General features: G+C 63.2%; 18 protein-coding genes. 7 read left to right on the top strand and 11 right to left on the bottom strand.

What is annotated here, in order from left to right:
* The first annotated feature begins 61 nt into the window (after positions 1–61).
* Both ACQY5A_RS03735 and ACQY5A_RS03730 read left to right on the top strand, forming a co-directional pair.
* A complete protein-coding gene (locus ACQY5A_RS03735) occupies positions 62–925 on the top strand; it encodes a cyclase family protein (RefSeq protein WP_428339035.1) in 864 nt (287 codons plus the stop codon).
* Positions 926–957: 32 nt separating this feature from the next.
* On the top strand, positions 958–1,584 hold the full coding sequence (locus ACQY5A_RS03730; RefSeq protein WP_428339034.1) for a DUF2889 domain-containing protein: 627 nt from the start codon (positions 958–960) through the stop codon (positions 1,582–1,584).
* Between the two features lie 90 nt (positions 1,585–1,674).
* Here ACQY5A_RS03730 and ACQY5A_RS03725 read toward each other — a convergent pair whose 3' ends face one another.
* The 6 genes from ACQY5A_RS03725 to ACQY5A_RS03700 all read right to left on the bottom strand — a co-directional run bounded on the left by ACQY5A_RS03725 (position 1,675) and on the right by ACQY5A_RS03700 (position 7,817).
* Positions 1,675–2,850: a thiolase C-terminal domain-containing protein gene (locus ACQY5A_RS03725; protein WP_428339033.1), complete on the bottom strand. Its 1,176-nt coding sequence runs from the start codon at positions 2,848–2,850 to the stop codon at positions 1,675–1,677.
* 52 nt (positions 2,851–2,902) lie between these two features.
* Complete coding sequence (locus tag ACQY5A_RS03720) at positions 2,903–4,273, bottom strand: hypothetical protein (RefSeq protein ID WP_428339031.1); 1,371 nt, start codon at positions 4,271–4,273, stop codon at positions 2,903–2,905.
* A 331-nt stretch (positions 4,274–4,604) separates the two neighbouring features.
* Positions 4,605–4,952, bottom strand: a complete 348-nt coding sequence (locus ACQY5A_RS03715; RefSeq protein ID WP_428339030.1) for a DoxX family protein — start codon at positions 4,950–4,952, stop codon at positions 4,605–4,607.
* Between the two features lie 188 nt (positions 4,953–5,140).
* Positions 5,141–5,602 carry a Zn-ribbon domain-containing OB-fold protein gene (locus ACQY5A_RS03710; protein WP_428339028.1) on the bottom strand — a complete coding sequence of 154 codons (462 nt, stop codon included), beginning with the start codon at positions 5,600–5,602 and terminating at the stop codon, positions 5,141–5,143.
* Positions 5,599–6,762, bottom strand: a complete 1,164-nt coding sequence (locus tag ACQY5A_RS03705) for a thiolase family protein (RefSeq protein ID WP_428339027.1) — start codon at positions 6,760–6,762, stop codon at positions 5,599–5,601. Before ACQY5A_RS03705 ends, ACQY5A_RS03710 begins: the two co-directional genes overlap by 4 nt.
* Positions 6,759–7,817: a hypothetical protein gene (locus ACQY5A_RS03700; protein ID WP_428339025.1), complete on the bottom strand. Its 1,059-nt coding sequence runs from the start codon at positions 7,815–7,817 to the stop codon at positions 6,759–6,761. Before ACQY5A_RS03700 ends, ACQY5A_RS03705 begins: the two co-directional genes overlap by 4 nt.
* Positions 7,818–7,903: 86 nt before the next feature.
* Between ACQY5A_RS03700 and ACQY5A_RS03695 the strand changes: the two genes are divergently transcribed.
* Positions 7,904–8,572, top strand: a complete 669-nt coding sequence (locus tag ACQY5A_RS03695) for a TetR/AcrR family transcriptional regulator (protein WP_428339024.1) — start codon at positions 7,904–7,906, stop codon at positions 8,570–8,572.
* Positions 8,573–8,577: 5 nt separating this feature from the next.
* On the opposite strand, the gene ACQY5A_RS03690 is transcribed toward ACQY5A_RS03695, so the two are convergent.
* Positions 8,578–10,419, bottom strand: coding sequence for a flavin-containing monooxygenase (locus ACQY5A_RS03690; protein WP_428339023.1), 1,842 nt, complete (start codon positions 10,417–10,419; stop codon positions 8,578–8,580).
* 251 nt (positions 10,420–10,670) lie between these two features.
* Positions 10,671–12,077: a wax ester/triacylglycerol synthase family O-acyltransferase gene (locus tag ACQY5A_RS03685; RefSeq protein WP_428339119.1), complete on the bottom strand. Its 1,407-nt coding sequence runs from the start codon at positions 12,075–12,077 to the stop codon at positions 10,671–10,673.
* Positions 12,078–12,787: 710 nt separating this feature from the next.
* Here ACQY5A_RS03685 and ACQY5A_RS03680 point away from each other — a divergent pair.
* Genes ACQY5A_RS03680 through ACQY5A_RS03665 form a run of 4 tightly spaced genes read left to right on the top strand, consistent with a single transcriptional unit; the run spans position 12,788 to position 18,457 of the window.
* Positions 12,788–14,224, top strand: a complete 1,437-nt coding sequence (locus ACQY5A_RS03680; protein WP_428339022.1) for an HAD-IB family hydrolase — start codon at positions 12,788–12,790, stop codon at positions 14,222–14,224.
* A gap of 1 nt (position 14,225) precedes the next feature.
* Complete coding sequence (locus tag ACQY5A_RS03675) at positions 14,226–16,094, top strand: 1-acyl-sn-glycerol-3-phosphate acyltransferase (RefSeq protein WP_428339021.1); 1,869 nt, start codon at positions 14,226–14,228, stop codon at positions 16,092–16,094.
* Complete coding sequence (locus ACQY5A_RS03670) at positions 16,091–17,044, top strand: alpha/beta fold hydrolase (RefSeq protein WP_428339020.1); 954 nt, start codon at positions 16,091–16,093, stop codon at positions 17,042–17,044. The genes ACQY5A_RS03675 and ACQY5A_RS03670 overlap by 4 nt, the downstream gene beginning before the upstream one ends.
* 6 nt (positions 17,045–17,050) lie before the next feature.
* Positions 17,051–18,457, top strand: a complete 1,407-nt coding sequence (locus ACQY5A_RS03665; protein ID WP_428339019.1) for a wax ester/triacylglycerol synthase domain-containing protein — start codon at positions 17,051–17,053, stop codon at positions 18,455–18,457.
* Positions 18,458–18,521: 64 nt separating this feature from the next.
* Here the strand turns inward: ACQY5A_RS03665 and ACQY5A_RS03660 are convergent, their stop codons facing one another.
* The 3 genes from ACQY5A_RS03660 to ACQY5A_RS03650 all read right to left on the bottom strand — a co-directional run bounded on the left by ACQY5A_RS03660 (position 18,522) and on the right by ACQY5A_RS03650 (position 21,968).
* Positions 18,522–19,394, bottom strand: coding sequence for an FAS1-like dehydratase domain-containing protein (locus tag ACQY5A_RS03660; RefSeq protein WP_428339018.1), 873 nt, complete (start codon positions 19,392–19,394; stop codon positions 18,522–18,524).
* A 15-nt stretch (positions 19,395–19,409) separates the two neighbouring features.
* Positions 19,410–20,318 carry an SDR family NAD(P)-dependent oxidoreductase gene (locus ACQY5A_RS03655; RefSeq protein WP_428339017.1) on the bottom strand — a complete coding sequence of 303 codons (909 nt, stop codon included), beginning with the start codon at positions 20,316–20,318 and terminating at the stop codon, positions 19,410–19,412.
* A gap of 99 nt (positions 20,319–20,417) precedes the next feature.
* Positions 20,418–21,968: a class I adenylate-forming enzyme family protein gene (locus ACQY5A_RS03650; protein ID WP_428339016.1), complete on the bottom strand. Its 1,551-nt coding sequence runs from the start codon at positions 21,966–21,968 to the stop codon at positions 20,418–20,420.
* Positions 21,969–22,079 lie beyond the last annotated feature (111 nt).

The raw sequence follows: 22,079 nt of genomic DNA, 5'->3' as shown, positions 1-22,079 counted from the left end.
TGACTGACCGGCGGCGCGAGAGTTTCATGGTCTTAAACCGGCATCGAAAGGACACGAGACCATGCAGAGCTGGGGCCGATGGGGAACCGACGACGAGCGAGGTTCGCTGAACCTACTCGGTGCCGAGCAGATTCGGCGCGGTATCGCCGAAGTCCGGGACGGCACCGTGGTCGCGCTCGCGGCGCCCATCCGCGGAGGGCGGGGGTTCGGTGTCGTTGGACGGCCCGCGCCCGCGCACTACATGATTCGCGACGGTGGCGACTACGCCGCGGGCATTCCCGAACGCGGGGGGTTCGGTTTTGCCGATGACGTGATCACACTGCCGACACACGGGGTCACCCACGTGGATGCGCTGGCGCATGTCTGGCAAGACGGGCAAATGTACAACGGCCACCCAGCACAACGGGTGACCAGCCGAGGCGCGACCAGACTCGGAATCGACAAGATGTCGCCGGTCGTGACGCGTGGCGTGTTCGTCGACTCCGCGCCCGGCGGCTACCGGTCGCCGTCGAATCCGATCCACGTTGCCGAGCTTAAAAGCCTAGTGGCCGACAGCGGTGTCGAGCTCGCCCCCGGAGATGCGCTGCTGATCCGGACCGGCTGGCTCGAGGCGGCGAACACCGGAATCGTCGACGGAAAACAATGGCCAGGACTGGATCACGATTGCGCCGAATGGCTCGCCGAATGCGACGTCGCTCTGCTCGGCGCCGACAACGTCGGCGTGGAGGCCTTCCCGTCCTCCGACCCCGACTGCCAGGTCCCGCTCCATGTCAAGCTGCTGCGCGGCCACGGCGTGTACTTCTCCGAACTGATGGACCTTGCCCAGCTGGCTGCGGCCAAGCGCGCGACCTTTCTGTTCGTCCTGGCCCCACTACCGCTGGTCGGCGGCGTCGGGAGCCCGGTCGCCCCGGTGGCCGTCCTGTGAGCGCGACGGCCGAACCCCCGGACACACCGACCGTGACCCGCACTAAGACGATGGAGCTCACGGCTATCGGTCCTGAGCAGTATCGACTTTATGCCCGGCTCAACGACATCTCACTGCACGGGCACTATGGCGCTGACGCGGTTGGCGACTCTTCGTGCGCTCGGGTCATTCACGATTTCGTCGTTGAAGCCCGCTTGGAGGGCCCACAACTGGTCGTCGCCGAACTGGACGTCCAGGCGCACGCGCACCCCTACCACCAGTGCCCGGCGATACTATCCAGTTGTCAAGCGCTGGTGGGCATGTCGCTCGCCAGCAAGTGGCGCGGGACGGTATTCGACATACTCGGAGCGACGGCTGGCTGCACTCACGTCACGACTTTGCTGCTGGGGCTCGCCGAAGCGCGCACGATGGCTTTCTTCTTGCAAACAAATGCCCGAGAAGCGTTTTCCATTCACACCCGCTCCGATGGCCGCTGGACCGCCGCGGCCCTCGATGTCGCACCGAGCATCGTCGATGCTTGCCATGCGTTGCATGCCTCAGGTCCTGTAATCGACGAAGCGAGAAAAGTCGCGGAACGCCACCCGTCGGCCTGTCGCATCCGGCATGGCTCGGTTTCCGACGAGATCCTGCATCGGGGCGAAGAGCCCCTCAGTGGCTAGCGGGCGCGGCTGGGTTATTAACGCATCGCGGTTCAGTCGCCGATTCAGGTTGCGAACGGTGCTATTCGCCGGACCGGATCGGGATCCGGCTCACTGGCGCGCCAGGACCGTGACCGCCGAAATACCGACGCTGTAACCGCCGACGTTGTGCTGTAACCCATAGCCTCGCTTTAGCGGGACCTGCCGGACGCCGGCTTCCTCACGCAGCTGGGTGTAGAGCTCCGACAGTTGCGCCACACCGCTGGCGCCAATGGGGTGTCCCTTGGCCAGTAATCCGCCGCTGGGGTTGACCGCGACACGGCCCCCGATGCGAGTTTCGCCTGCCTCAGTCGCCTTGCCGGCAGTGCCGGGCGCACACAGACCGAGGTCTTCGATGTTGATCAGTTCGACTCCGCTGAAGCAGTCGTGTACCTCGGCCAGATCGAGATCTGCAGGCGCGATGCCCGCCATCTCATAGGCTCGCTGACTGGCGAGACGACTGCACTCCCAGCCGGTGAAGATCCGCTTCTCGTGCAGATACAACGGATCCGACGCCAGACCGAGGCCGGCGACCATGACGGGCGTATCGGTGAACTCGTGGGCGATGTCGGCCCGGCAAATGATGATTGCGGCTCCCCCGTCGGACTGCGGGCAGCAGTCCAGGACGTGGAACGGATCGCACACCATGGGGCTGGCGAGTACCTGTTCCACCGTGATCAGTTCATTGCGCTGGGCCTTGGGGTTCAGGCTGGCGTTCGCCCAGTTCTTCTCGGCAACCATCGCCATCTGTTCGGCCGTGGTGCCGTACTCGTGCATGTGACGGATCACCTGGGTGGCGAACAGTGTCGTGGCGGTCCCGCCGTAAGACAACACGGGGTGACCCATGCGTCCCGATTCCAGCAGGCTGTTCTTGGTCGAGCGCTCTCGAAGCTTCTCGGCGCCGACCACCACCGCGACCTCGGAGATTCCCGACCCCACCGCGAGGCAGGCCTGCCGGAAGGCATCGCTGCCGGTGGGGCACCCGTTCTCGACTCGCGACGCGGCGATTCCGGGCATCCCGATGGCATTCGCCAGCGTCGCTCCCGAGGGAATTTCATTGCCCTGCAGGGATCCCATCACATTGCCGAAATAGGCCGTATCGATGCGATCGGGCGCGATGCCCCTGTCGACGTTGTCAACAGCATTGATGAATGCCTCCGCCGCCAGCTGCTCGAGGCTCATGTCGAATAATTCGCCAAACTCGGTCATACCGGTGCCGATGATGGCTACCTTGTTCCAACCCGTCACGTTTCCGCTCCTACCCATCGTGCCCTCCGAGCATCCGTTTGATTTTGGCCATCTACGCGCTCGCTGTCGCGGATTCAGCGCCTTCTAGCTCGGCATCGGCGTCACTCGGCAGGAACTTCATCGCGTAAGCAGTGACCCCGTCGCGCTGAGTGATCGAGCGCAGCACAAGCCTGACCGGATCGCCGATCTCGACGTCCTCCCGACGCGTCTCGGGAGGCATCGGCGCCCAGTACTTGAATCCGTTGCTCAGCTCGCCCAAGACCAAGACCAGGGATTTAGAGAACCCTGCGGGCAGGAAAAAGTTTTCCATGCTCGCATAGACGTGCCCCTCGCGCGGCAACTCCTCGGGCACCCAGGTGCGAGCGTGGCAGCTCGGGCAGATCGGGCGTTGGCTCGGCGGAAATGCCACGTAACCACACTTGGTGCAGCTGGCTGCTTCCAGACGTAGCGTTGATGCCCAGTTACGCACGAAGAACGGCGACTCCAACGGAAACGACAATTGCGGCCCCTCCGACACCGACGGTGAAGGTGCGGACACCACCGACGATTCAGACCAGGTGAAATTGCTCTCTACGCCGGCAGGGACGGTCAGCTCGACAACAACCGACTGACCCGACCCGGCTGCATAAAGCGCACCACGACCACTTGATGGCCGATGAAGAACGGAATCCACGATCGCGGTCAGTGGTCCGGCTACACCACGATCTTCGGCGGCGCGGGGCTGGGGCGACGTCGGATCCTGGCCGCCCAGCGCTATCCACAGCGCGCGGACGTCAATGGACGACGGTGCTGATACGCACAGCTGCGAAATGCGGCCGAGATCGGCCCCGACGATTTGGCTCACGATCTGATCAGTGAGCTCCTGGTACCGGTGCGCCAAGAAGCGATAGTCCGGCTCCTTGGCCGACGTGTCGGAACCTGTCCATCGCTCATGGGTCAACTCCGACGCGCGCGCCACCTCGCTGACCCGCACGGTGTTGCCCGGATCACTGGTCGTTGGCACGCAGATGAGGGCGGCTGCGGCCGCCGATTGCCGACCCCCAGCCGCCTCGGAGGCAATCACCAACGTGGTCAAATCATGCACAGCCTGCAACGCTGCCAGACCGCTCAGTGCGTCAGCGCCCGCCATCGAGACGACACGGACGGTGTTGGCCAGCCCCAGGGCCTCTCGGACGACGTGCGCGTCGACAGCGCTACCGGCCTCGGCCGTCCTCTGGTGCAGTGCGACGACCAGTGCGTCCACCGCGGAAGCGTCGGCGTTCCAACTCTTCAAGGCGCGCGCCCCGGCTTCGACCGCCATCGTGACGGCGTCTTCGTCGGCGGCGCACACCCGTAATTGCCTTTTCCGGTCGGGTTGAGCGCAACTCGGGATATAGACGGCTCCGGCGATGACGGTCGCGGTTGGAGTGTGAGGTGTTGTCATGGTTCCTTCGTTATGTTCGTGGGCACGGTTGAGTGTGGGCGCTCGGGATGCCGGCGGGTGATTTCGTCGTGCTGCTCACCACGCGCCGGCGCGACGGCGAAATTGTCAACGCGCCAGCATCTGCGGTGCGGTCGATCACCGCTATAAGACCAATATCCTTCAAGTGGATCCGGTCTGTCAACATCGCTGTTGACACTGCTCCGTAAACCCTAATCGATCGATCGTCGGCAACGCCACTCGCGGGATCTCACTGACGCGCCACCACGTATAGGAGCCGGCTGCGCCGCAGGTCAGACTTGGCGGCAGCTGCGATTGAGCCTTGGATCACACCTTATCTAGTTAGTAGCCGCAGAACAAGCACAGCGATGGCCAGTGCCAGAAGCATGCCGGCTCCGAGCAGATCGAAACGCTTGGCGCGCAGGTGCGCAACGATGGCAAGCACGAAGTAGGTGACTACCCCGATCGCCGCGGCGACGCCGATTGGCCACCAATACAGGCCAACCAGAATGCCTACCGCGCCGGCGCACTCACACGCTGCAAGCAGCCAGATGAATCGGCGGGGAAAGCCGACCCCGACGACGGTGTCGATCACTTGAGGATTGTGCGTGAGCTTGCCATAAGCGGAAAACAGCAGCATCAAGGCCAAAAGGACCCCGAGCACACATGTCGCGATGAACATCGATAACCAACTTTCCGAAGGTCACGCCCTGATTCTCATGACGTGGGGCGCAGGGATGGGCTACGGCTGTCACCCGGCGGCTGCACGCTAGGTGAAAATCTAGCTGGGTGACTCTCGGGATCAACAATCACGTTGATGACAGTTTCGGTGCGGTGGCGGCGTGCATCACTGTCCGGGCCGGTTCGTCATCAATCGAGCACGAAGTGAAAGTCGGTGATGCGCCCTTGCGGGTTGTCGGAGAATTCGACTGACGCGCGTTTTTCGGTGAATAGGCGCGCTCCGGCGGCATCAACATCGGTCAGGTCGATGCCGCGGATGAAATTCAGGATCGCCGAGTCGGCCCCGTCGAGTGTGACGAACCCGATCGCCAGTGGAGGTTTCGGCAGGCCGGGAAACTGCGCTTGAATGATGGCGAAGGCCTCGATGCTGCCGCTGAGACCAACCTGCTCCCACTCCCCCGTCTCGACGTAGCAGGCGTCGCAGTATGACCGTGCCGGAATGAGCAAGCGCTCACACGACGGGCAACGTCGACCCATGATCTGCTGATGATCGCGCAGTTCGGCGAAGAAGCGGCTGGCGGTCTCGCCTGCAAAATAGTTGTAGTCGAAGTTCCAGTTGCCCGGCAGGATCAGCAGGTCGTCTGGGTTCATGGCACATCACTTCCGAGTATGCAGACTGTTGAGAACTGTGTTGCCCCGCCTTGACCGGTGGCGAGGGCGAGCTGGGCACCGGACACCTGACGATCGCCGGCGTTGCCGCGAACTTGGAGGGCAGTTTCCGCGATGCGTACGAGCGCGGTCGCGGAAACGGGATTGGCCGCTTGAGCGCCGCCGGATGGATTAATCGCGATAGGGGCGTCCTCGCTGATGACCAGTTCGACGAAGGAGCGGTTGGCGTCGATATCACATAATCCGAGTGCCGGATAGGCCATCGCCTCGATGATGGCGAAGGGGGCCTGCAGTTCGAGCAGGTCGAGCTGATGGAGCGGGTCGCTGATCCCAGCCTGGCGATAGGCTGCTTCTGCCGCGCGCCGCAGCGGCACCATTTCGATGAGGCTGCCCTCCGCACGGTGCATTCGGTCACCCATTGAGTAGGTATCGCTGAACGCCCCGGTGCCATGTATCCAGGCGGTATTACGTGAGCGTGCGATGTCGCCTCGGGCAACCACCACTGCACAGGCTCCCTCTGAAATCGGGCAGGCCTCGTAAAGGTGCAGCGGCCACGCCAAAACGGGCGATGCCAGTACGTCAGCCACGCTGCGGGCCTTTGCCCCGATTACCAGAGGATTGCGGGTGGCTTGCGTGAAGTTGCGCGAAGCGATCCCAGCCCAATGCTCGCTGGTGAACCCATCGCGGTTCATCAACATGGTCGCCCGCAGCGCGGCCATGGTGATCGTGGTCAGCACGAAATCCTTCTCGTAGATCGGGTCGAAGATGGTGTTGAAGATGCTCTGCGCCGTCGCCGCCTGACCCATCCGCTCCAACGCGACCACCAACACGACGTCCGCCCGTCCGGCGTCGATCCACGTCTTGGCCGCCAACAGGGCCGACGAGCCTGTCGCGCCTCCGGTGTTGATGTGGAAGTACGGCTTGCCCGGCATGGCGATGGCCGCTTTATCGATATCGCCGATCCCACTCAAAGCGTCGGGCGCGACACCTCCGATCACGGCGCCGATGGCGTCTGGTTCGACGCCTGCGTCCGACAGCGCCTCGACGATGGCCATTCTGGCTAGCTCGCCAGCCGACTTATCGGGGTTGTTTTTGCGATACGGCGTCTGCCCGACGCCGATGATGCCGACTGGCTCGCTCATCGCGCCTCGATGATCACGGCGGCGGCGGTCTGGTCGGCCACCGCGGAGCCACCCGCCACCAGGGCAATCGCCGGACGTGTATCTGACTGGGCGTCCAGGTGGCGCAGCGCGTCTACCACCCGGAGCAGGCCCCGGCAGGGGTAGCAGTCGCCCGCCGCCGCGCCGCCCACGTGATTGATCCAGGTGTTGTCGGCGTAGCAGTCCAGACCGGCTCCAGGTGCGGCTAAACCGGCGGCTTCCAGCAGCAGAGCCTCATCGAATAATGTCGAGCCGCCTAGTTCGGCGACCGTGAGCTCAGCCGGTGTCCGACCCGCTGTGGCCAACGCGTCGGCGATCGCCCTGCGCGCCCCCTCGAACTGAGCGATCTGACGGTCGCCGATGCGCGCAGGATCGGTTCCATGGCCAGTGCCGGTTATTACGTTGGGGCCTACTGTGCTGAGGACAACAGCGGCCACCGCGTCCGACGGCACGCCCGCTTCGTCCGGCCGGAGCGGAAAAACTGCCTCGTACGGGGCCGTGCGGAGGGCCCGCTGGCTGGCTTCGGCTCTGCGCCGCCGCTCCACAGCCGCGCGCTCGCGGGCTGGGCAGTCGTGCAACTTCAGATAGGCGGACGCCCGCAACGCGGACACCGCACGGTCGGAGAGTCCGAGCGGTTGTTCGGTCACCGGATCAAACGCGGCGCGCGACGATTGCTCCACATCACCTTCGCTGGCTCGGCCCCACGCTGCGACGATCACCTTGCCGGCCTCACCGGCCTGGATCCTGGCCGCCGCCAAGGACACCGCGACCAAGCCATCGTCCGAGACACGAATTTCGTCGCGCAGGTAGGCGCCCGCTGCCGGTCCGGTGATCATGCTGGACAACGACCGGCCGTCGACAAGGTCGTGAGCGGCGATGACCACCCCATCCATATCGTTCATCGTGCAATCGGCCGCGCGCAGTGCGTCGGAGACCACGTCGAAGATGAGCTCGGGCAGCGAGCGACGGGCGTCAGCATGGCCGACATACGACGCATATCCCTCGATACAGGCCGGAATGGCGGCGCGGGTAGGCACGGCTTCACCTTCGCAGAAGAAACTGCGTTCGTCAACACAAGCGTTGACAGCGCTTTTAGGAGGTGGGACCCGTTAGCATCCTCGGTATGGCCAAGAGTGGAATCGGACGACGGCGCACCGCCGCGCTCAGGGATGGCGGCGAAGGCTACGCTCAGCGACGCAGGGAGATCATCGCGGCAGGCGCGAAGGTGTTCAGGGAACGCGGATACGAGGCGGCCAGCCTGCGCGATGTTGCCGAACTCATGGGCACCGACCGCGCTTCACTGTATTACTACGTGGCAAGCAAAAACGAGCTGTTCCAGCTGGTGACCCGCAACGCGATCGAAGAGGTGGTGACTGCGGCCGAGGCCATACGGAAAGAGAACTCTGACGCGGTCACTCGCCTGCGTCAGCTCATCGTCACCACATTGAAGAAGTACGGCGACCATTATCCGTACATGTTTGTCTTCATCCAGGAGGATATGACTCGGATTGACTCGGCGTCTCAGGATGAGGTGTGGGCCCGTACGATAATCGAGCTCTCGCACCGCTTCGAAGTCGCGCTCCTCGGCATTATCGACGAAGGTCTGTCCGAGGGTGTGTTCGCGATCGGCCACCGGCACATCGCCATGAATTACGTGATCGGCGCGATCAACTGGACGCACCGCTGGTACCACCCGGGAGGCCAGTTGTCCGGTGAGCAGCTAGGCGTGGAAATGGCCAATCTCATCGTGGGCGGCTTGAAAGGCGGGCACCGCGGAGGGGCCGAGAGCTAAGCCGGCTATGGTGCGCCGATGATGCTGGTCAACCCACTTGAGTCGTAACTTGTGGACACCAGCTGGGTTTCCGGGAGAGCGACGTGAGCCAGATCTGCCTGGATCAGCAACGCCAGAAACCTCGAGTACAGACGGCAATCGAGTAACGAGCCACCGGCCAGCCAGAAGTTCTCCTGTCCGGTGCGCTGCCACATGTTGCTCATTATGTAGTTGTCGTCAAACCCCCACACGGTCCCGACCCGTCCTGCCACGGTCTCGCCGAGCGCGTCGCGAATCCCTTCCTTCTGGTCGCGATAGCCGGTGGCCAGCACCACGACATCGAAGTCGCGGGTGCCGCCGTAGTGGGTCTGCAGACCACCTGGGACGAAGGTCTCGAATTCCTCGAACTGCATCAACGCGATTTCACCAGCGGCGATGAGCTCCGAGCAGCCCACGTTGATGTAGTACCCACCTCCGCGCCGAAGGTAAAGCATGTGAAATCCAGTCTGATCCGGACCGGTGTCGAGTTTGAATCCGCGGGCCTTGAGTCCGTCAAGCAAGTCGCGGTCCAGCTCCGTTGTCTTTTTGGTCAGGTACTGATAGCTGTTCTGCAACACCGGAAACGGGATCGCGGCGGTGACCAGGTCCACATCGTCGGCTGGAGGCCCCTCGGAATAGACCGCATACACGAGCGTCCCGCCGGGGACCAAGCTGACGACGCAAGTGGGACTGCGCTGCATCATCGTCACCGCGGCACCATTGCTGTGCAGATCCTGAGCCACGTCATGTCCACTGGTGCCGGTGCCGATCACTAATGCTCTCTTGCCGCTGAATTCATTGCCGCCCAAGAAGCTGCTCGAATGTATGACAGGTCCGGCGAAGTCGGCCAATCCGGGCAACGCGGGGATGTTTGGTACGCCGCTCGTGCCGCCGGAAGCCCAGACCAGGTGCTGAGCGCAGATCACGTCGATGGATCCGTCGCCGCGGCGTACACGCGCTGACCACCGCTTGGCGGCCGGGTCGAAGTCGGCCCCGAGAAACTGTGTGGAAGTCCACACATTGAGCTCCATGAACTCTGCGTACGCCTCCAACCATCCGGCGAGTTTGTCTTTCGGCACGAACGCAGGCCAGCTGTCCGGAAACGGCAGATAGGGCAGGTGGTTGGACCACACTTCGTTGTGCAGTGTCAACGAGTGGTACCGATTGCGCCAATTGTCGCCGACTGCCGCGTTCTTCTCCACCAGCAGCGTCTTGACGCCGAGCTGAGAGAGCCGCGCGCCCAACGCCAGTCCGGCCTGACCCGCACCCACGACCAGCACCTCTGGGTGGTCGCCCGCCTGTTCGTGCGCCTTGCGGCGTTGATCGGCCCAGTTATCACCGGCGAACGTGTGTGAGTACTCCAGTCCGCTGGGGCGCCGCGGCCCGACACCTTCTTCCAGGCCCGCTAATTCCTGCAGCGTGGTCAGCAGAATCCAGAGGCGGGGATTTGCCGGATCGGCCTCGTCGTGCAGTAAGCGGACGAACCCGGTGCCGGTCCCGATCGAGGTATCGAAGTCGAAGTAGGCCTCTATGACCCACTTTGCCGACCGACGGACCAGGCGGGGCGCCGTCCGCCCGTTAGCCTGCCGCACCCGCTTGGGCCCGGCGCCATCGAGCGTGGCCTCCAACGCCCGGGCGATATCAGGCTTCTTACCGAAAGTGCGGTAACCCCCGGTGAACGCCAGGACGTCCTTCCAGTAGCTATCGTCGTCGAACAGATGCATCAGTTCGACAACCGCTCGACGCTCCAACGCGTCGCCAAAACGCTCCAGCCAGGCCGCATAGATGTTGTCGATGTCGACCGAAATCTCTGTGTCGATCACGCTCATGCTCGATTCACTTCTCTCCCGCGGACATGCTGCCGCCGATACAGGACGTCTTGGAACCCATTGAACGGCATGGTCTAAATTTCGTCAACACTAACGTTGACCGACGGTGGAGGCGTGTGCAACGGACATTTCGCGGGCTGCCGTTCGCTCACGCATGCGGGCGTCGGTCTCGTTGACTCGTCAAGCACCATCGATGCCGCCGACTATTCCTCGCTGTCGTGTCCAGTCGCTAGTTAGGACGGGCCGCGATCCTATTCCGGCAGCGCGCTGAGCTCCTTCCACGACTGATCGATACATTCGACGAAGAAGTCGAGATCCGGCATCGCGGCACCGTCGGCCGTGACCGTGAGAATGAGGTCGTCCAGATAGTTCATGATTCCGACCACGAGCCCCATGCCGTCGATGAGGAAACTCATCGCGAAGATGTCGGCAACTCGTACTCCACCTGCCGATAGGGGCTCGCGCGGGCCCGGTACGTTACTGATGGCCAGTCCGCTGAACGGCAACGGGACCTTGCCCGCCAGAACGTGCATCACCCGTAACAACGGACTGCCTATTGCTCCGGGTAACAGCGTGGCCACCTCGGCAAACGTCTGAGGACCCAGATCCGACACTGTCGCCTTGGCCGACTTCGTGGCGTCGGCGATGATCGCCAACCGCAGTACGGGATTTTCGATGTCAGTGCCGATAGGCGCCAACATCATGGTGGCGTGATTGCCGGCAACTTCCTTCGCGCCTTCCGCGCGAAAAGAAATCGGGCACAGCGCTGCAAGCGTTTCGTCCGGCAACTCGTCCTTGCCCGCCAGGTACAGGCGTAGCGCACCCCCGATAAGGGTCATCATCACGTCATTGACCGTCGCCTCCGGGACTTGCCGTTTGAGCCTTTTCGCCTCGGCAAGTGTGCATCGCCAGGTCGAAAAGACTCTCGCAGCCGAGACGGGTCCGCTGAACGGGGTTGTCGGGCGGGTCACGGTTCCTGGCCTTTCCAGGCCGCGTCGGAACTGCGCTGCGGCGATTTTCCGAAACACGCGGCTCCCGACGCGGATAGCAGTGACGCCTCGTGTCGCCGTGTGCGCCGCAGCGCTCATCAGGAGCGAGGCTTGACCGGGAATTTTTTCCGAGCCGGCAATGACAGGCACCACTTCTTGTGGTCGCGCATCCGAATCATGCAGCGCGTTCAGCAGTTGGAAGGCCAGCACGCCATCGACGAGCGCATGGTGATATTTCGTGATGAGTGCAAGGCTGCCGGGCGCCGCGCCGGGCACGGTCATCAACCCCTCCACGATGCAGAACCGCCACGGCGGCTTCTCGGGGTCCGGCATGATCTCGTTGGTGAATCTCAGTGCCACATTCGTCAGCTCACGCATGCCCCCCGGTGCCGGAAGCGCTTCGACAGTGATGTGTTCGTTGAAGTCGAATCGGGCAGCAGGAGTGCGGTACGCGTGATCGAGGTCGAAGGGAACTCGAACAAGACGTTCCTTGAGCACCGGTAATGTCCGAACACGCGATTCGAGGTGATCTCGCAGGTCCTGGGCATGGTGGTTACCTCCTTGCGCGCTGGCAGCGTCGTAGACGATCACCATCCCCATATGCATAGGCAGTTCCGGTGGGCGTTCCGCCCAAGTGAACATCGAGTCGGTGCCTGACAATTGCTCCATTTGATTCCTAATCTTTACCGTTGCCGCAGGGTTTCTCGAGGCGGAAAAGAGGCGCAGGAGCTGACGCGTAAGCGGCGGCAAGCTGGAGCATCACCTCGACCTCTCGACAGCCGGGCAGTTCACCTGAAGTCGCCACTGCGACTTGGGTATTGAGGTGCAAACTCACTCGAGAGCGGTGGATTCGGAACGTGCTTGCCAGCGCGGCTTGACCGTTCCCGTATCGTCCCGAGAGGTCCGCGTTATCCAGCCGCCATAAGGCTGCCTCCTCGCCAACCATGGCGACCGCCATAATCGCCTGCGGGTGTGATTCGCCTCGCAGAGTAGAACTGTCATCTCGCTTTCGTCAACACCTACGTTGATGCAATCTTGCGGAACGCGCGGCCAACGGCCGCCTGGTGTCGGCGAGCCCGCGATGTCGCGTACACCTGGGTTAAGACTGGCGCCGCGTGATGAGCAGATTCAGGTGGTCTCGCGACACCGGGATGCGGGGGCGGCTTGCACGGGCGGGCGTCCGACGACACATAGCAAGCTCCAGGGCCTGATTGACGCTCCCCCATCCATCGGGTCGAACGGGGGCGTTGAGGCTCGTTTGGCCGTCAACGACCGCGTTGACAGTTGCCTCGTGCGTCCTTACTGTTACCCAGGACACAGTCGTCGCGTCGCGTCGCGTCCCCTCAGCCGGACCGACCGACATCGCTTCGGAGGACGTTATGACCACGCTCAGCGTCGATTCCGTGGTTGCCTGCGTTCGCGCTGACCATCCCGGCCAGCGCGTCGCGGCCATCTTCGACTTCGAGGGCACGCTGATCGCAACCCGCCCCACAGTGCCTGGAGAGTCCGGTCACGCTGTGGACGAGCAATCCTTCGCCGAGCGGTTCGAGCAATCAATTCGACTATGGATTGGGCGAACTGAGGACGAACTGCGGGAGGAAGCCGAGCAGCTCTTCGTCGACGGCGCGGCCGCCGGGCTGATCTACGGGTGCTGGCGACTGGTCCGCGCGCATCAGAACCAGGGACACATGGTCGTGCTCGTGACGTCGGGGACGCGGATGGAGGCAGAACCCTTCGCCCGTGAATTGGGAATCGACCATGTGCTCTACACCGCAATGGCAACCGAAGGCGGCGTAGTGACGGGTCAGGTGGCGGGCCGGCCGCTGTGGGGCGACGGAAAACTGGCCGCCGTGTCTCAATTCGCCACGCGCAACAATATCGACCTACGGCAATGCCATGCCTACGCTAACGGTGACGAGGATATCGCGCTGCTGGATGCGGTCGGTTCGCCGCACCCGGTCAACCCCGAAGCTGCACTGCGTGCGCATGCGGACCGCAGTGGGTGGTCGTCGTTGGAGATCGCGACCCAACCAGCACGGCGTGGCCCAGCCCCCGCCCTGCGCACAGCCGCGATGTTCGGCAGTTTGCTGGCGGCCGCCGGCGTCGGTGCCGTCGTCGGCGTCGCGACTCGCGACCACCGTCGCGGCGTGGATCTCGCCACGACGCTGTTCGGTCGGGCGGCGGGCCCCTTGGGTGCCATCAAATTCGATGTAACCGGCGGCGAGCATTCGCAGTCGCATCGTCCGGCGGTGTTCTTCGTCAACCACCAGAGCGGCCTGATCGACATGCTTGTCGCCTCGCGGGTCGTGCGGCGGGGGTTCACAGTGGTCGCCAAGGCCGAAATCAGGAAGGTGCCGGTGGTCGGCCGGATGTTCGACCTCGCCGGTGTTGCGTTCGTCAATCGGTCCGACACGTCTGCGGCGATCTCGGCTCTGCAGCCGGCGCTCGACAAGTTGCGCGACGGTGTCTCCATAGCGATAGCGCCGGAGGGAACCCGCTCGCTCACCCCGACCATCGGGCCATTCAAAAAGGGTGGGTTTCACCTCGCGCGGGACGCCCAAGTGCCGATCGTGCCCATCGTCATCCGCAACGCGGGGGAAATAATGTGGCGTAACTCGATGATCGCTCAGGCGGGAACCATTGAGGTGGCGGTCCACCAGCCGCTCCCGACAGACGGCTGGTCTAGGAACGATATCAACACCTGGCTGCCCCAGGTGCGACAACTTTATGTTGACACGCTCGACGACTGGCCGGGCGTTGAAGCGGGCCGGCAATGGTCGCTGGCGATTGCTGCCGCCACGTCGAGGGGTACCTGAAATGCTGGGCTCCATCACTCGCGGACTGAACATCGGCCGGCTGCGGCCAGCCGATTCGCCCGAGACCGCCGCACTGATCGTGTCCGAGGAATTCGGGCGTGCGACAACGCAACTGGCCACGCAGCTGGGGCGCGACGCCGTCGACGTTTATGCCGAGGCCTGTGGCTACGTCCGCGAGATAGCGGCCACCCACAATCCCGCGGTACTGGGAGCGTGGGAGCGACTCTCGGCGTGGTTGACACGCGGTTACAAGCTGATCACCAACGACGAGGAACTGGCCACCCTGCGCAGGTTGGACCGCAAACACACATTGATCTTTCTCCTCTCGCACCGGTCCTATCTGGACGGCTTCACCTTGCCGCAGAGTCTGGTCCAGGCGGGGATTTCCCCTCCCTTCGGGCTGGCCGGCGCCAACCTGAACTTTTTCCCATTGGGCACGCTGGCCCGGCGGAACGGAACTATGCATGTCCGGCGGGCATCCAGCAACTTGCCCGTCTACCGGTTGGCGTTGCGTTCCCTGGTCGGGGGGATGGTGACCGCCGGCAGGAATCTGGTGTGGTCTATCGAGGGGGGCCGGACCCGAACCGGCAAGCTGCGACCGCCCCGCTATGGGCTGCTGCGGTACGTGACCGATGCGATCGAATCGGTTGCGGCCGAGGACGCACTGATAGTGCCCGTCTCGATCATGTATGACCAGTTGCCCCTGCACGAGTTGGAACTGATGACCGCAGAGTCCCGCGGCCTCGGTAAACAGCCGGAGGACATGCGTTGGCTCGTGAACTACGCTCGCCGACTCGAAGCGCAACTGGGACGGATCTACTTGGATTTCGGCGCGCCTATTCCGGTCTACGACCGCCTCACTGCGCTACGCGAAGAGGGGCTGGACGACAAGGAGGTCGTCGAACGCATGGCACTGGACATCTGTCACCGCATCAATCGGACCACGCCGGTGACTGCAACAGCGGCCGTCTGCGTGGCCATGCTCGGCGAAGTCCGTGCCCTCACTCTCAACGAGGTGTGCGCCACCGTGGCGCCTCTGGCGCACTATTTGGCCATCCGGGGATGGCCCGTCGCAGGAGGAGCCAACCTGACCGACCGCGCCACAGTGGCCCGCACCCTGACGGACCTCGTCGACTCCGGTGTGCTGACGAAATATGCCGGCGGTCCCGAGACCATCTGGGGTGTCGGACGGGATCAGCACCTCGTCGCGGCGGTTTACCGAAATAGCGCGGTGCACGTGCTATTAGTCCGCGCGATCGCCGAGCTCGCCCTGTTGTCGTTGGTGCGGCTACCAGACGGCGATACCCGTGCCGCCTGGGAAAAGGCGCTGGAACTGCGTGAATTGCTGAAGTTCGACTTCTTTTTCGCCGGCCGTGACGAATTCGCCGACGAACTTTGGAATGAGGTCGCGATCATGGCCGGCGTCGGCGCTGACCATGATCGCCACGTCGATGTCGATCCGGCGAAAGCCGCGCAGTGGCTGTCCAATAGCGCTTTGCTAGTCGCTCACCTGGTCTTGCGCCCGTATATCGACGCCTACCGGGTAGTCGCCGCAGAACTGCTCGACCTGGATCCGGACGAAGATTTCGACGAGCGGCGAGTTCTCGATGGGTGCCTGCGACTGGCCAGGCAATGGTCGCTGCAACGCATCATCGCGAGCGAAGAATCGGTCTCAGGGGAGATGTTCAGCACCGGTTTGAAGATGGCTCGCCATCGCGGCCTGCTCGATCCGACGGCTTCTCCCAGCAAGCTTGCCGAGCTCCGCCGCGACCTCGTCGACCAGCTGGCTGGGCTTGAGCAAGCCATCGGCATCCTCGCGGACCGAGGAACATCGCCAATTTCGATTTATCCGAAAGGTGTGAACGAATGAAATACGCCACGCGTCTCCCGCACTCGCTACTGCGCGACTTCGTGGGGATTATGGGTTTAGCGGCGGGCACGATGGTCTGGCTTCACTTGCGGACGCCGCGTCCCGCGGTCCCGCGTTTGGAGCACACCCCTGTCCATCGGGGTGGCTCGGGCAGCGCGCTCCTGCTGGTGCACGGTGTCACGGCGAGCTGGCGGGTTTGGTCGCCGGTGCTGCCGCACCTCGAGTGCCATCATGACGTGTTGGCGCCGACCTTGCTGGGACACCCTGGCGCGCGGCCATTTGACAGTTCGAACAAACCCTCACTCACGGCGCTCGTCGACGGCGTCGAAGCAGAACTCGACCGTGCGGGCCTCGACCGAGTGCACGTGGTGGGCAACTCGCTTGGCGGCTGGGTCGCGATCGAGCTCGCCCGTCGCGGCCGAGCACGTTCACTGGTGCTGATCAGTCCGGGCGGCACGACGCGGTCTCAGTGGCGACTCGAGCTGACGTCGTCGATCATCAGGTTGTCGATTCAACGGATGGCCCGGCTCACCGCGTTCGCCGACGTCATTGCGTCACGACCGCTGCTGCGGTGGCCCATGTTGTACACCCAGGTTGCCTACCCCAGCCGGGTGTCTCCAGAAGCGGTTGCGGTCAGCATCCGGGGGGCGGCCAGCATGCCGGGGGTGGTCGAACTCCTCAAGGTGTTACCGCACGAGGAGCAGGTCGCACCGCTGCCGGCCGACCGGGACTACCCGATCCGCCTTATATGGCCGCAGCGCGACCGGGTGTTGCCCTACCAGCACTTCGGGGCCTCTATGGTCGAGCGACTTCCGGGCGCAGAACTGGTGCGAATCGACGATGCCGGCCACGTCCCGATGTCCGACGATCCGGCTGGGGTCGCGCGGCTGATCCTCGAAGTGACCCGAGCCGTCGACGCCACGACGTCGCCGAACGAGACAGTTGGGTGAGAAGACATGGATGACCGCAAGGACCTTCTGGCGAGTTGGGGTGGCCCGCCAGACCTCAGCGCCTGGGAGGCACTTATGTGGCGGGCCGAAGGAGACCATCGAACACGGTCGTCCGGTGTGGTGGTCGAGTTGCTCGACCAAGAACCGGATTGGGATCGTCTGGTCGCGGCTCATGAACGGCTGACCAGGCGCATTACCCGTCTACGCGACCGAGTGGTAGAACCTCCGCTGCCGTTGGTTGCGCCGGCGTGGTCGCCCGATCCCCACTTCGACATGGGCCATCACCTGAAACACGTGCAACTGCCGCAGGGAGGCTCCCTCGTCGATATGTACGCGATCGCGGCAGAAATGGCTGCCGCGCCGCTGGATCTCGATCGGCCGCCATGGGAATCCCTGCTTGTCGGCGGGCTACCCGATGGCCGGGCAGCCTACTTGTTCAAGCTTCACCACAGCCTCTCCGACGGACTCGGCATGCTCCAGTTGCTCGACATGACTCATGGGCACAGCCGCGAGCCTAGTGAGCCCGCGGTCAGCGCGCCGTCAACCGTTCGTCCGGCCGAGTCGCCATGGGGCCTTCTCGCCAATCGGCTCGTTACTCGGGCGACTGCCGCGCCCGTCGAACTCGGTCGTGAGGCGGTGCACACGCTGGGCCGCTTCACCGGAGACCCGGTCCGTATCACCACTGACGCCATTCGTTTTGGCAAGTCGTTGCGCCGGGTCTTGAAGCCACCGCAGGCGAAGCGCTCACCTGCGTTCGGGGAGGGTGGCAGCCGCTACCACTTCATCACACTAGACGTGCCGCTGGCTGCTCTGAAGAGCGCCGCGAAGGCCGCGGAAGGCTCGGTCAACGACGCGTTCCTCGCCGCGCTTCTTGGCGCGGTACGGATGTATCACGAGGCGAACGGCGTCGACGTCGACTACCTGCCAATAGGAATACCTGTCAGTCTACGAACCGACGACGACCCGTTGGGCGGAAATCGCTTCGCCGGCGCCCGATTTGCGGCGCCTGTCGGCGAGAGCGACCCTCGACTGCGGATCGCTGAGATCCACGAGCTGATCTCCGATGCGCGGTCGGAACCGGCGATAGGGCTCCCCGATCTCGTCGCTCCCGTTCTCAGTCGCCTTCCCGGCGTACTGCTCACCCAGATCGCCAGCGGCATGAGCGGCGTCTTGGACCTACAAGCCTCGAACATGGCGGCGATTGAAAGAACGTTTTACCTGGCCGGCTCAAAAGTGGAGCGGCTCTACATCATCGGGCCGCGCCCAGGGGTCACGGCGATGGTGACAATGCTGTCCTACGATGCGACGTGCTGCATCGGAATCAACTTCGACCCTGACGCCATCGTCGACGTCGACGGATTTTCGAAATGCCTGCACGCGGGCTTCGACGAGGTGCTCAGCTTGGGGAGCTAGTCCATCTCGCCGCGCTCGGACGATCGACATCGATGACCTCGCCGACCGGGCGCCGCACGAGCACCTATGCGGGTAGCTCGATGATGCCGATGACTTCACGCACCACCGGCAGGCCGGCAATATCTCGGTATTCCGTCTCGATCTCGACGACGGTCATTGGTTGCGAAGACGATCGCGTCGGCTTGTGGCGAGCGGACACGACCCTGCGCCGGCCCTGAAGTACGTCACCGACGTGTGGAATTCGGCGGTAGGACCACGATTGGGTTCCGTGGACGACCCTGCTGACGTCGAGGCCCAATGCAGCGGGCAGCGCCGTGGCATCTCCGGTATCCCAATGGGCACTCACTACACCAATGGTGAGTGGTGCGACGCAATCGGGAAAGCCGGCATTCTGCGCGACGTCGCTGTCGAAGTGGAGCGGGTTCGAGCTTCGAAGGGCACGCGCCAATTCGGACACCTTTCCGCGTTCGACGACGAATTCGACGTCAGTTAACTCACGTTCGGCGATCTCGGAGATAATGTCGGCTGACCTGCCAATCTCATCAAGTTCAGGCTTGTCCTGGGCTGTGCGCACACTGCCGGATATCCGAACCTGATCGGCGACTAGTACTTCGAGGTGATACCTCTCCTCTTTTCCGACAGACTCTTGCGCGGTCAATCTGCAGGTCAATTCATCCCCGACCCAGATCGGCGCGTGAAACTTGACCTTCCAATCAGCGACCGCGGATGCACCGCAGTGCGAAAGCACCGCGTCCCCGAGCATTCCAGCGCCGAGCATCCCCATCGCGAACACCCCCGGATGGCCGTTGGCCCGGGCGAACTCAATGTCGTGATGAATCGGATTGAAATCGCCCGAGGCGCCGGCGTACCTGACGAGGTCGGTAAGGGTCAGCGGCGTAAGTACGGTGCTGATCGGTCGTGAGTCAGTGGAAGTCATACAGCGCAGCGGGTTTCACTTGGTTGTCGTCGCATCGGCGGTGGGAATGAAGACCGGGAAGGGCTCAGGGACCACCGAAAGTTCTGGAATCAGTTGGGCTGCCGCTTCGTCGAGTTCCTCGAGGGTCCAACGGCGATCCTGCTCGATGTTTGCAGTCTCGGTCCAGCCTTTGAGCCATGAGACCGTGCCGCCGTGTACGACAAACACTTGCCCGGTGATGTTCGCGGCGGCATCGCTGGCCAGGTAGGTCAGCCACGGGGCGACGTTTGCCGGGTCCCAGAGGTCGAAATCTCCGCTTTTGAGTTCTACCGCACCGAATGCGCCATCGGTCATTCGGCTGCGGCCGCGCGGGCAAATGGCATTGGCTGTCACACCGTACCGCTGCATTTCCCTAGCTACGCCGAAGGTCAGTCCCACGACACCGGCTTTGGCTGCGGCGTAGTTAGCTTGGCCATCGTGACCGTAGAGTCCGGCCTCGGACGAGGTCGTGATAATCCGCCCGTTGGCGGGAACGCCGGTCTTTTTCGCGGTCTCACGCCAGTGCGCACACGCGGTTCGGATGGGGACGAAGTGGCCCTTCAAATGTGACAACACCACGCTGTCCCACTCGGCCTCGGTCATATTCCACACCATGCGATCACGGACGATACCGGCATTGCACACGAGGACGTCGAGCTTGCCGTGATTGGCAATCGCCTGTTCGACGATCCGTTGCCCGCCATCCCAACTCGATATGTCGTCGCTATTCGCCTCGGCTGATCCGCCGCCGGAGGAGATCTCTCCGACTACCGAATCGACGACGTCGGAATCCAAGTCGTTCACGATCACGTGTGCGCCGAGGTCGGCGAATGCCAACGCATGCTCTCTTCCAATTCCTCGGCCCGAACCGGTGATTACGACTACCTTTCCACGCAGGTCGCTCATCGGTACCTTCTTTCTTCTTTCGGATTTTATTTGCCACCAATGAAGTGATCGACTGACTCCTGTTTTGCCGGGCTGAGTCGATACACGATGTCCTCGGACCTAAGACCGATCTTGGCGCAGGAGATGCTTTTGCACCTTTCCGGTCGCCGATATGGGCAGCGACTCGAGTTGATGCCATTCGGTCGGAATCTTGGCTTTTGTCATGTGCGCTTCGATCATGAAGTCGGCCAGCGCTTTCGGGTCGAACGACGATGAACCCTTATTCGGCACGACGTAGGCGCAGACGGCTTCGCCAAGTCGATCGTCGTGAACGCCGATCACGGCAGCGGCCTCCACGTCTGGATGACGTGTGAGGACCTCCTCGATGTCCTTGACGGAAAATTTCTCTCCGCCCCGATTGATGATCTCCTTGGTCCGTCCGGTGATCTGTACCCAACCGTCGGGCGAGACCCTGCCGACATCGCCGGTGTCGAACCACCCCTCCCGCATCTGTTGTGCGGTCAGCTCTGGGTCGCAGTAGCCCAGCATCACCTGAGCACCTCCGATCTCGATCACGCCTTCTTCGCCCTCCGCGACGAGGGCGCCGGACGGATCGACGATCCGGATGTCGACGCCGGGATTGATCTGTCCATCCCAGTGCGCCCGCCGACTCAGAGATGAGGTGGGCTCCGCGAATGTCGCGTTGCCGGCGCATTCCGTCATTCCGTAGGCCCGGAACGCCTTGATCCCATGCTCGTCGGCCCGTTCGATGAGTTCAGGTGGGGTCCGCGCGCCACCGCAGACGAAGTAGTGGAGTTTGTGCAGCGGCCGGTCCGATTCGTCGTATTCCTTCACAATGTCGTGCAGGAAGGTAGCGGCTCCCAGTGACCAAGTTGCCTTTTCCCGGTCGATGAGGTCGACAGCTGCGCGTGGGTTCCAGCGCCGGAGAACGACACTGCGTATTCCGGACGTCAGCGGCACCAAACACGCACCGAGCAAACCTGCAACGTGCGCGAGGGGCGACAGTACGGCGCTGACGTCATCCGGCCCGAAGTCCAGGCTCCTCTGATACTGCAGCGCACCCGCGATGACCGCCGTTGACGACAATCTGACGCCTTTCGGCGCCGAGGTAGACCCAGATGTGTAGAGCCGCAGGCATTCTGCGTCGGGCTCGGATGGCATGGGGATGGATATCGACGGGCCGCTGGCTTCATTTCGCCCTGGGAATGGGCGCCACGAAGTGGCCTGGCCTGCATTCAGTCCCGTCGCGTACTTCACGACGGGCTGAAAACCGATCTCATCGAAGCAGTCGTCAAGTTCGGAGCACATCGATCGGCCGGCGAACTCCACTGCCGTCACGACGACGGCCGGCTGCACCTCCCGCACGATCGAACGTAGTTCGTGTTGCCGGTATATCGCGACTACCGGCGTCGCCACCGCGCCGATCCGCCACGCCGCGCAGACGGCGGGCAGTATTTCGAGGCAGTTGGGTAGCAGCACCAGAACACGGTCTGCGGGCGCGACTCCGGCGTCAATAAAGTTGCGCGCCACCTGATCCGCCCAGGTATCTAGCTGCGTGAAGGTCAGTCGGTCGTCATCCAGACTCGTGCATTCACGGTCGCCCCAGCGCTCGGATGCACCTCGGGCCAATGCGGCCGCCACAGCTGTCATCCGAGTCTCCCGATTGGTTGGATTGGACCGTCGTTGAGTGCACGATCAAGCGGATTGATCGACAATAAAAGGCTGACGAAGGTTACGTCAACACCATTGTTGACTGGAATC

Source organism: Mycobacterium sp., assembly GCF_965277065.1.
Taxonomy (GTDB): Bacteria; Actinomycetota; Actinomycetes; order Mycobacteriales; family Mycobacteriaceae; genus Mycobacterium.
Note: the sequence above shows the minus strand (reverse complement) of the source record. Positions and strands in the feature narration are given on the sequence as shown.

Bases quoted from the DNA above. Each gene is read 5' to 3' on its own strand.
- ACQY5A_RS03680 (WP_428339022.1), top strand. From the start codon at position 12,788: ATGACCACGCTCAGCGTCGATTCCGTGGTTGCCTGCGTTCGCGCTGAC.
- ACQY5A_RS03735 (WP_428339035.1), top strand. From the start codon at position 62: ATGCAGAGCTGGGGCCGATGGGGAACCGACGACGAGCGAGGTTCGCTG.
- ACQY5A_RS03660 (WP_428339018.1), bottom strand. From the start codon at position 19,394: ATGACTTCCACTGACTCACGACCGATCAGCACCGTACTTACGCCGCTG.
- ACQY5A_RS03675 (WP_428339021.1), top strand. From the start codon at position 14,226: ATGCTGGGCTCCATCACTCGCGGACTGAACATCGGCCGGCTGCGGCCA.
- ACQY5A_RS03690 (WP_428339023.1), bottom strand. From the start codon at position 10,419: ATGAGCGTGATCGACACAGAGATTTCGGTCGACATCGACAACATCTAT.
- ACQY5A_RS03650 (WP_428339016.1), bottom strand. From the start codon at position 21,968: ATGACAGCTGTGGCGGCCGCATTGGCCCGAGGTGCATCCGAGCGCTGG.
- ACQY5A_RS03685 (WP_428339119.1), bottom strand. From the start codon at position 12,077: ATGGAGCAATTGTCAGGCACCGACTCGATGTTCACTTGGGCGGAACGC.
- ACQY5A_RS03715 (WP_428339030.1), bottom strand. From the start codon at position 4,952: ATGTTCATCGCGACATGTGTGCTCGGGGTCCTTTTGGCCTTGATGCTG.
- ACQY5A_RS03720 (WP_428339031.1), bottom strand. From the start codon at position 4,273: ATGACAACACCTCACACTCCAACCGCGACCGTCATCGCCGGAGCCGTC.
- ACQY5A_RS03670 (WP_428339020.1), top strand. From the start codon at position 16,091: ATGAAATACGCCACGCGTCTCCCGCACTCGCTACTGCGCGACTTCGTG.
- ACQY5A_RS03695 (WP_428339024.1), top strand. From the start codon at position 7,904: ATGGCCAAGAGTGGAATCGGACGACGGCGCACCGCCGCGCTCAGGGAT.
- ACQY5A_RS03705 (WP_428339027.1), bottom strand. From the start codon at position 6,762: ATGAGCGAGCCAGTCGGCATCATCGGCGTCGGGCAGACGCCGTATCGC.
- ACQY5A_RS03665 (WP_428339019.1), top strand. From the start codon at position 17,051: ATGGATGACCGCAAGGACCTTCTGGCGAGTTGGGGTGGCCCGCCAGAC.
- ACQY5A_RS03710 (WP_428339028.1), bottom strand. From the start codon at position 5,602: ATGAACCCAGACGACCTGCTGATCCTGCCGGGCAACTGGAACTTCGAC.
- ACQY5A_RS03655 (WP_428339017.1), bottom strand. From the start codon at position 20,318: ATGAGCGACCTGCGTGGAAAGGTAGTCGTAATCACCGGTTCGGGCCGA.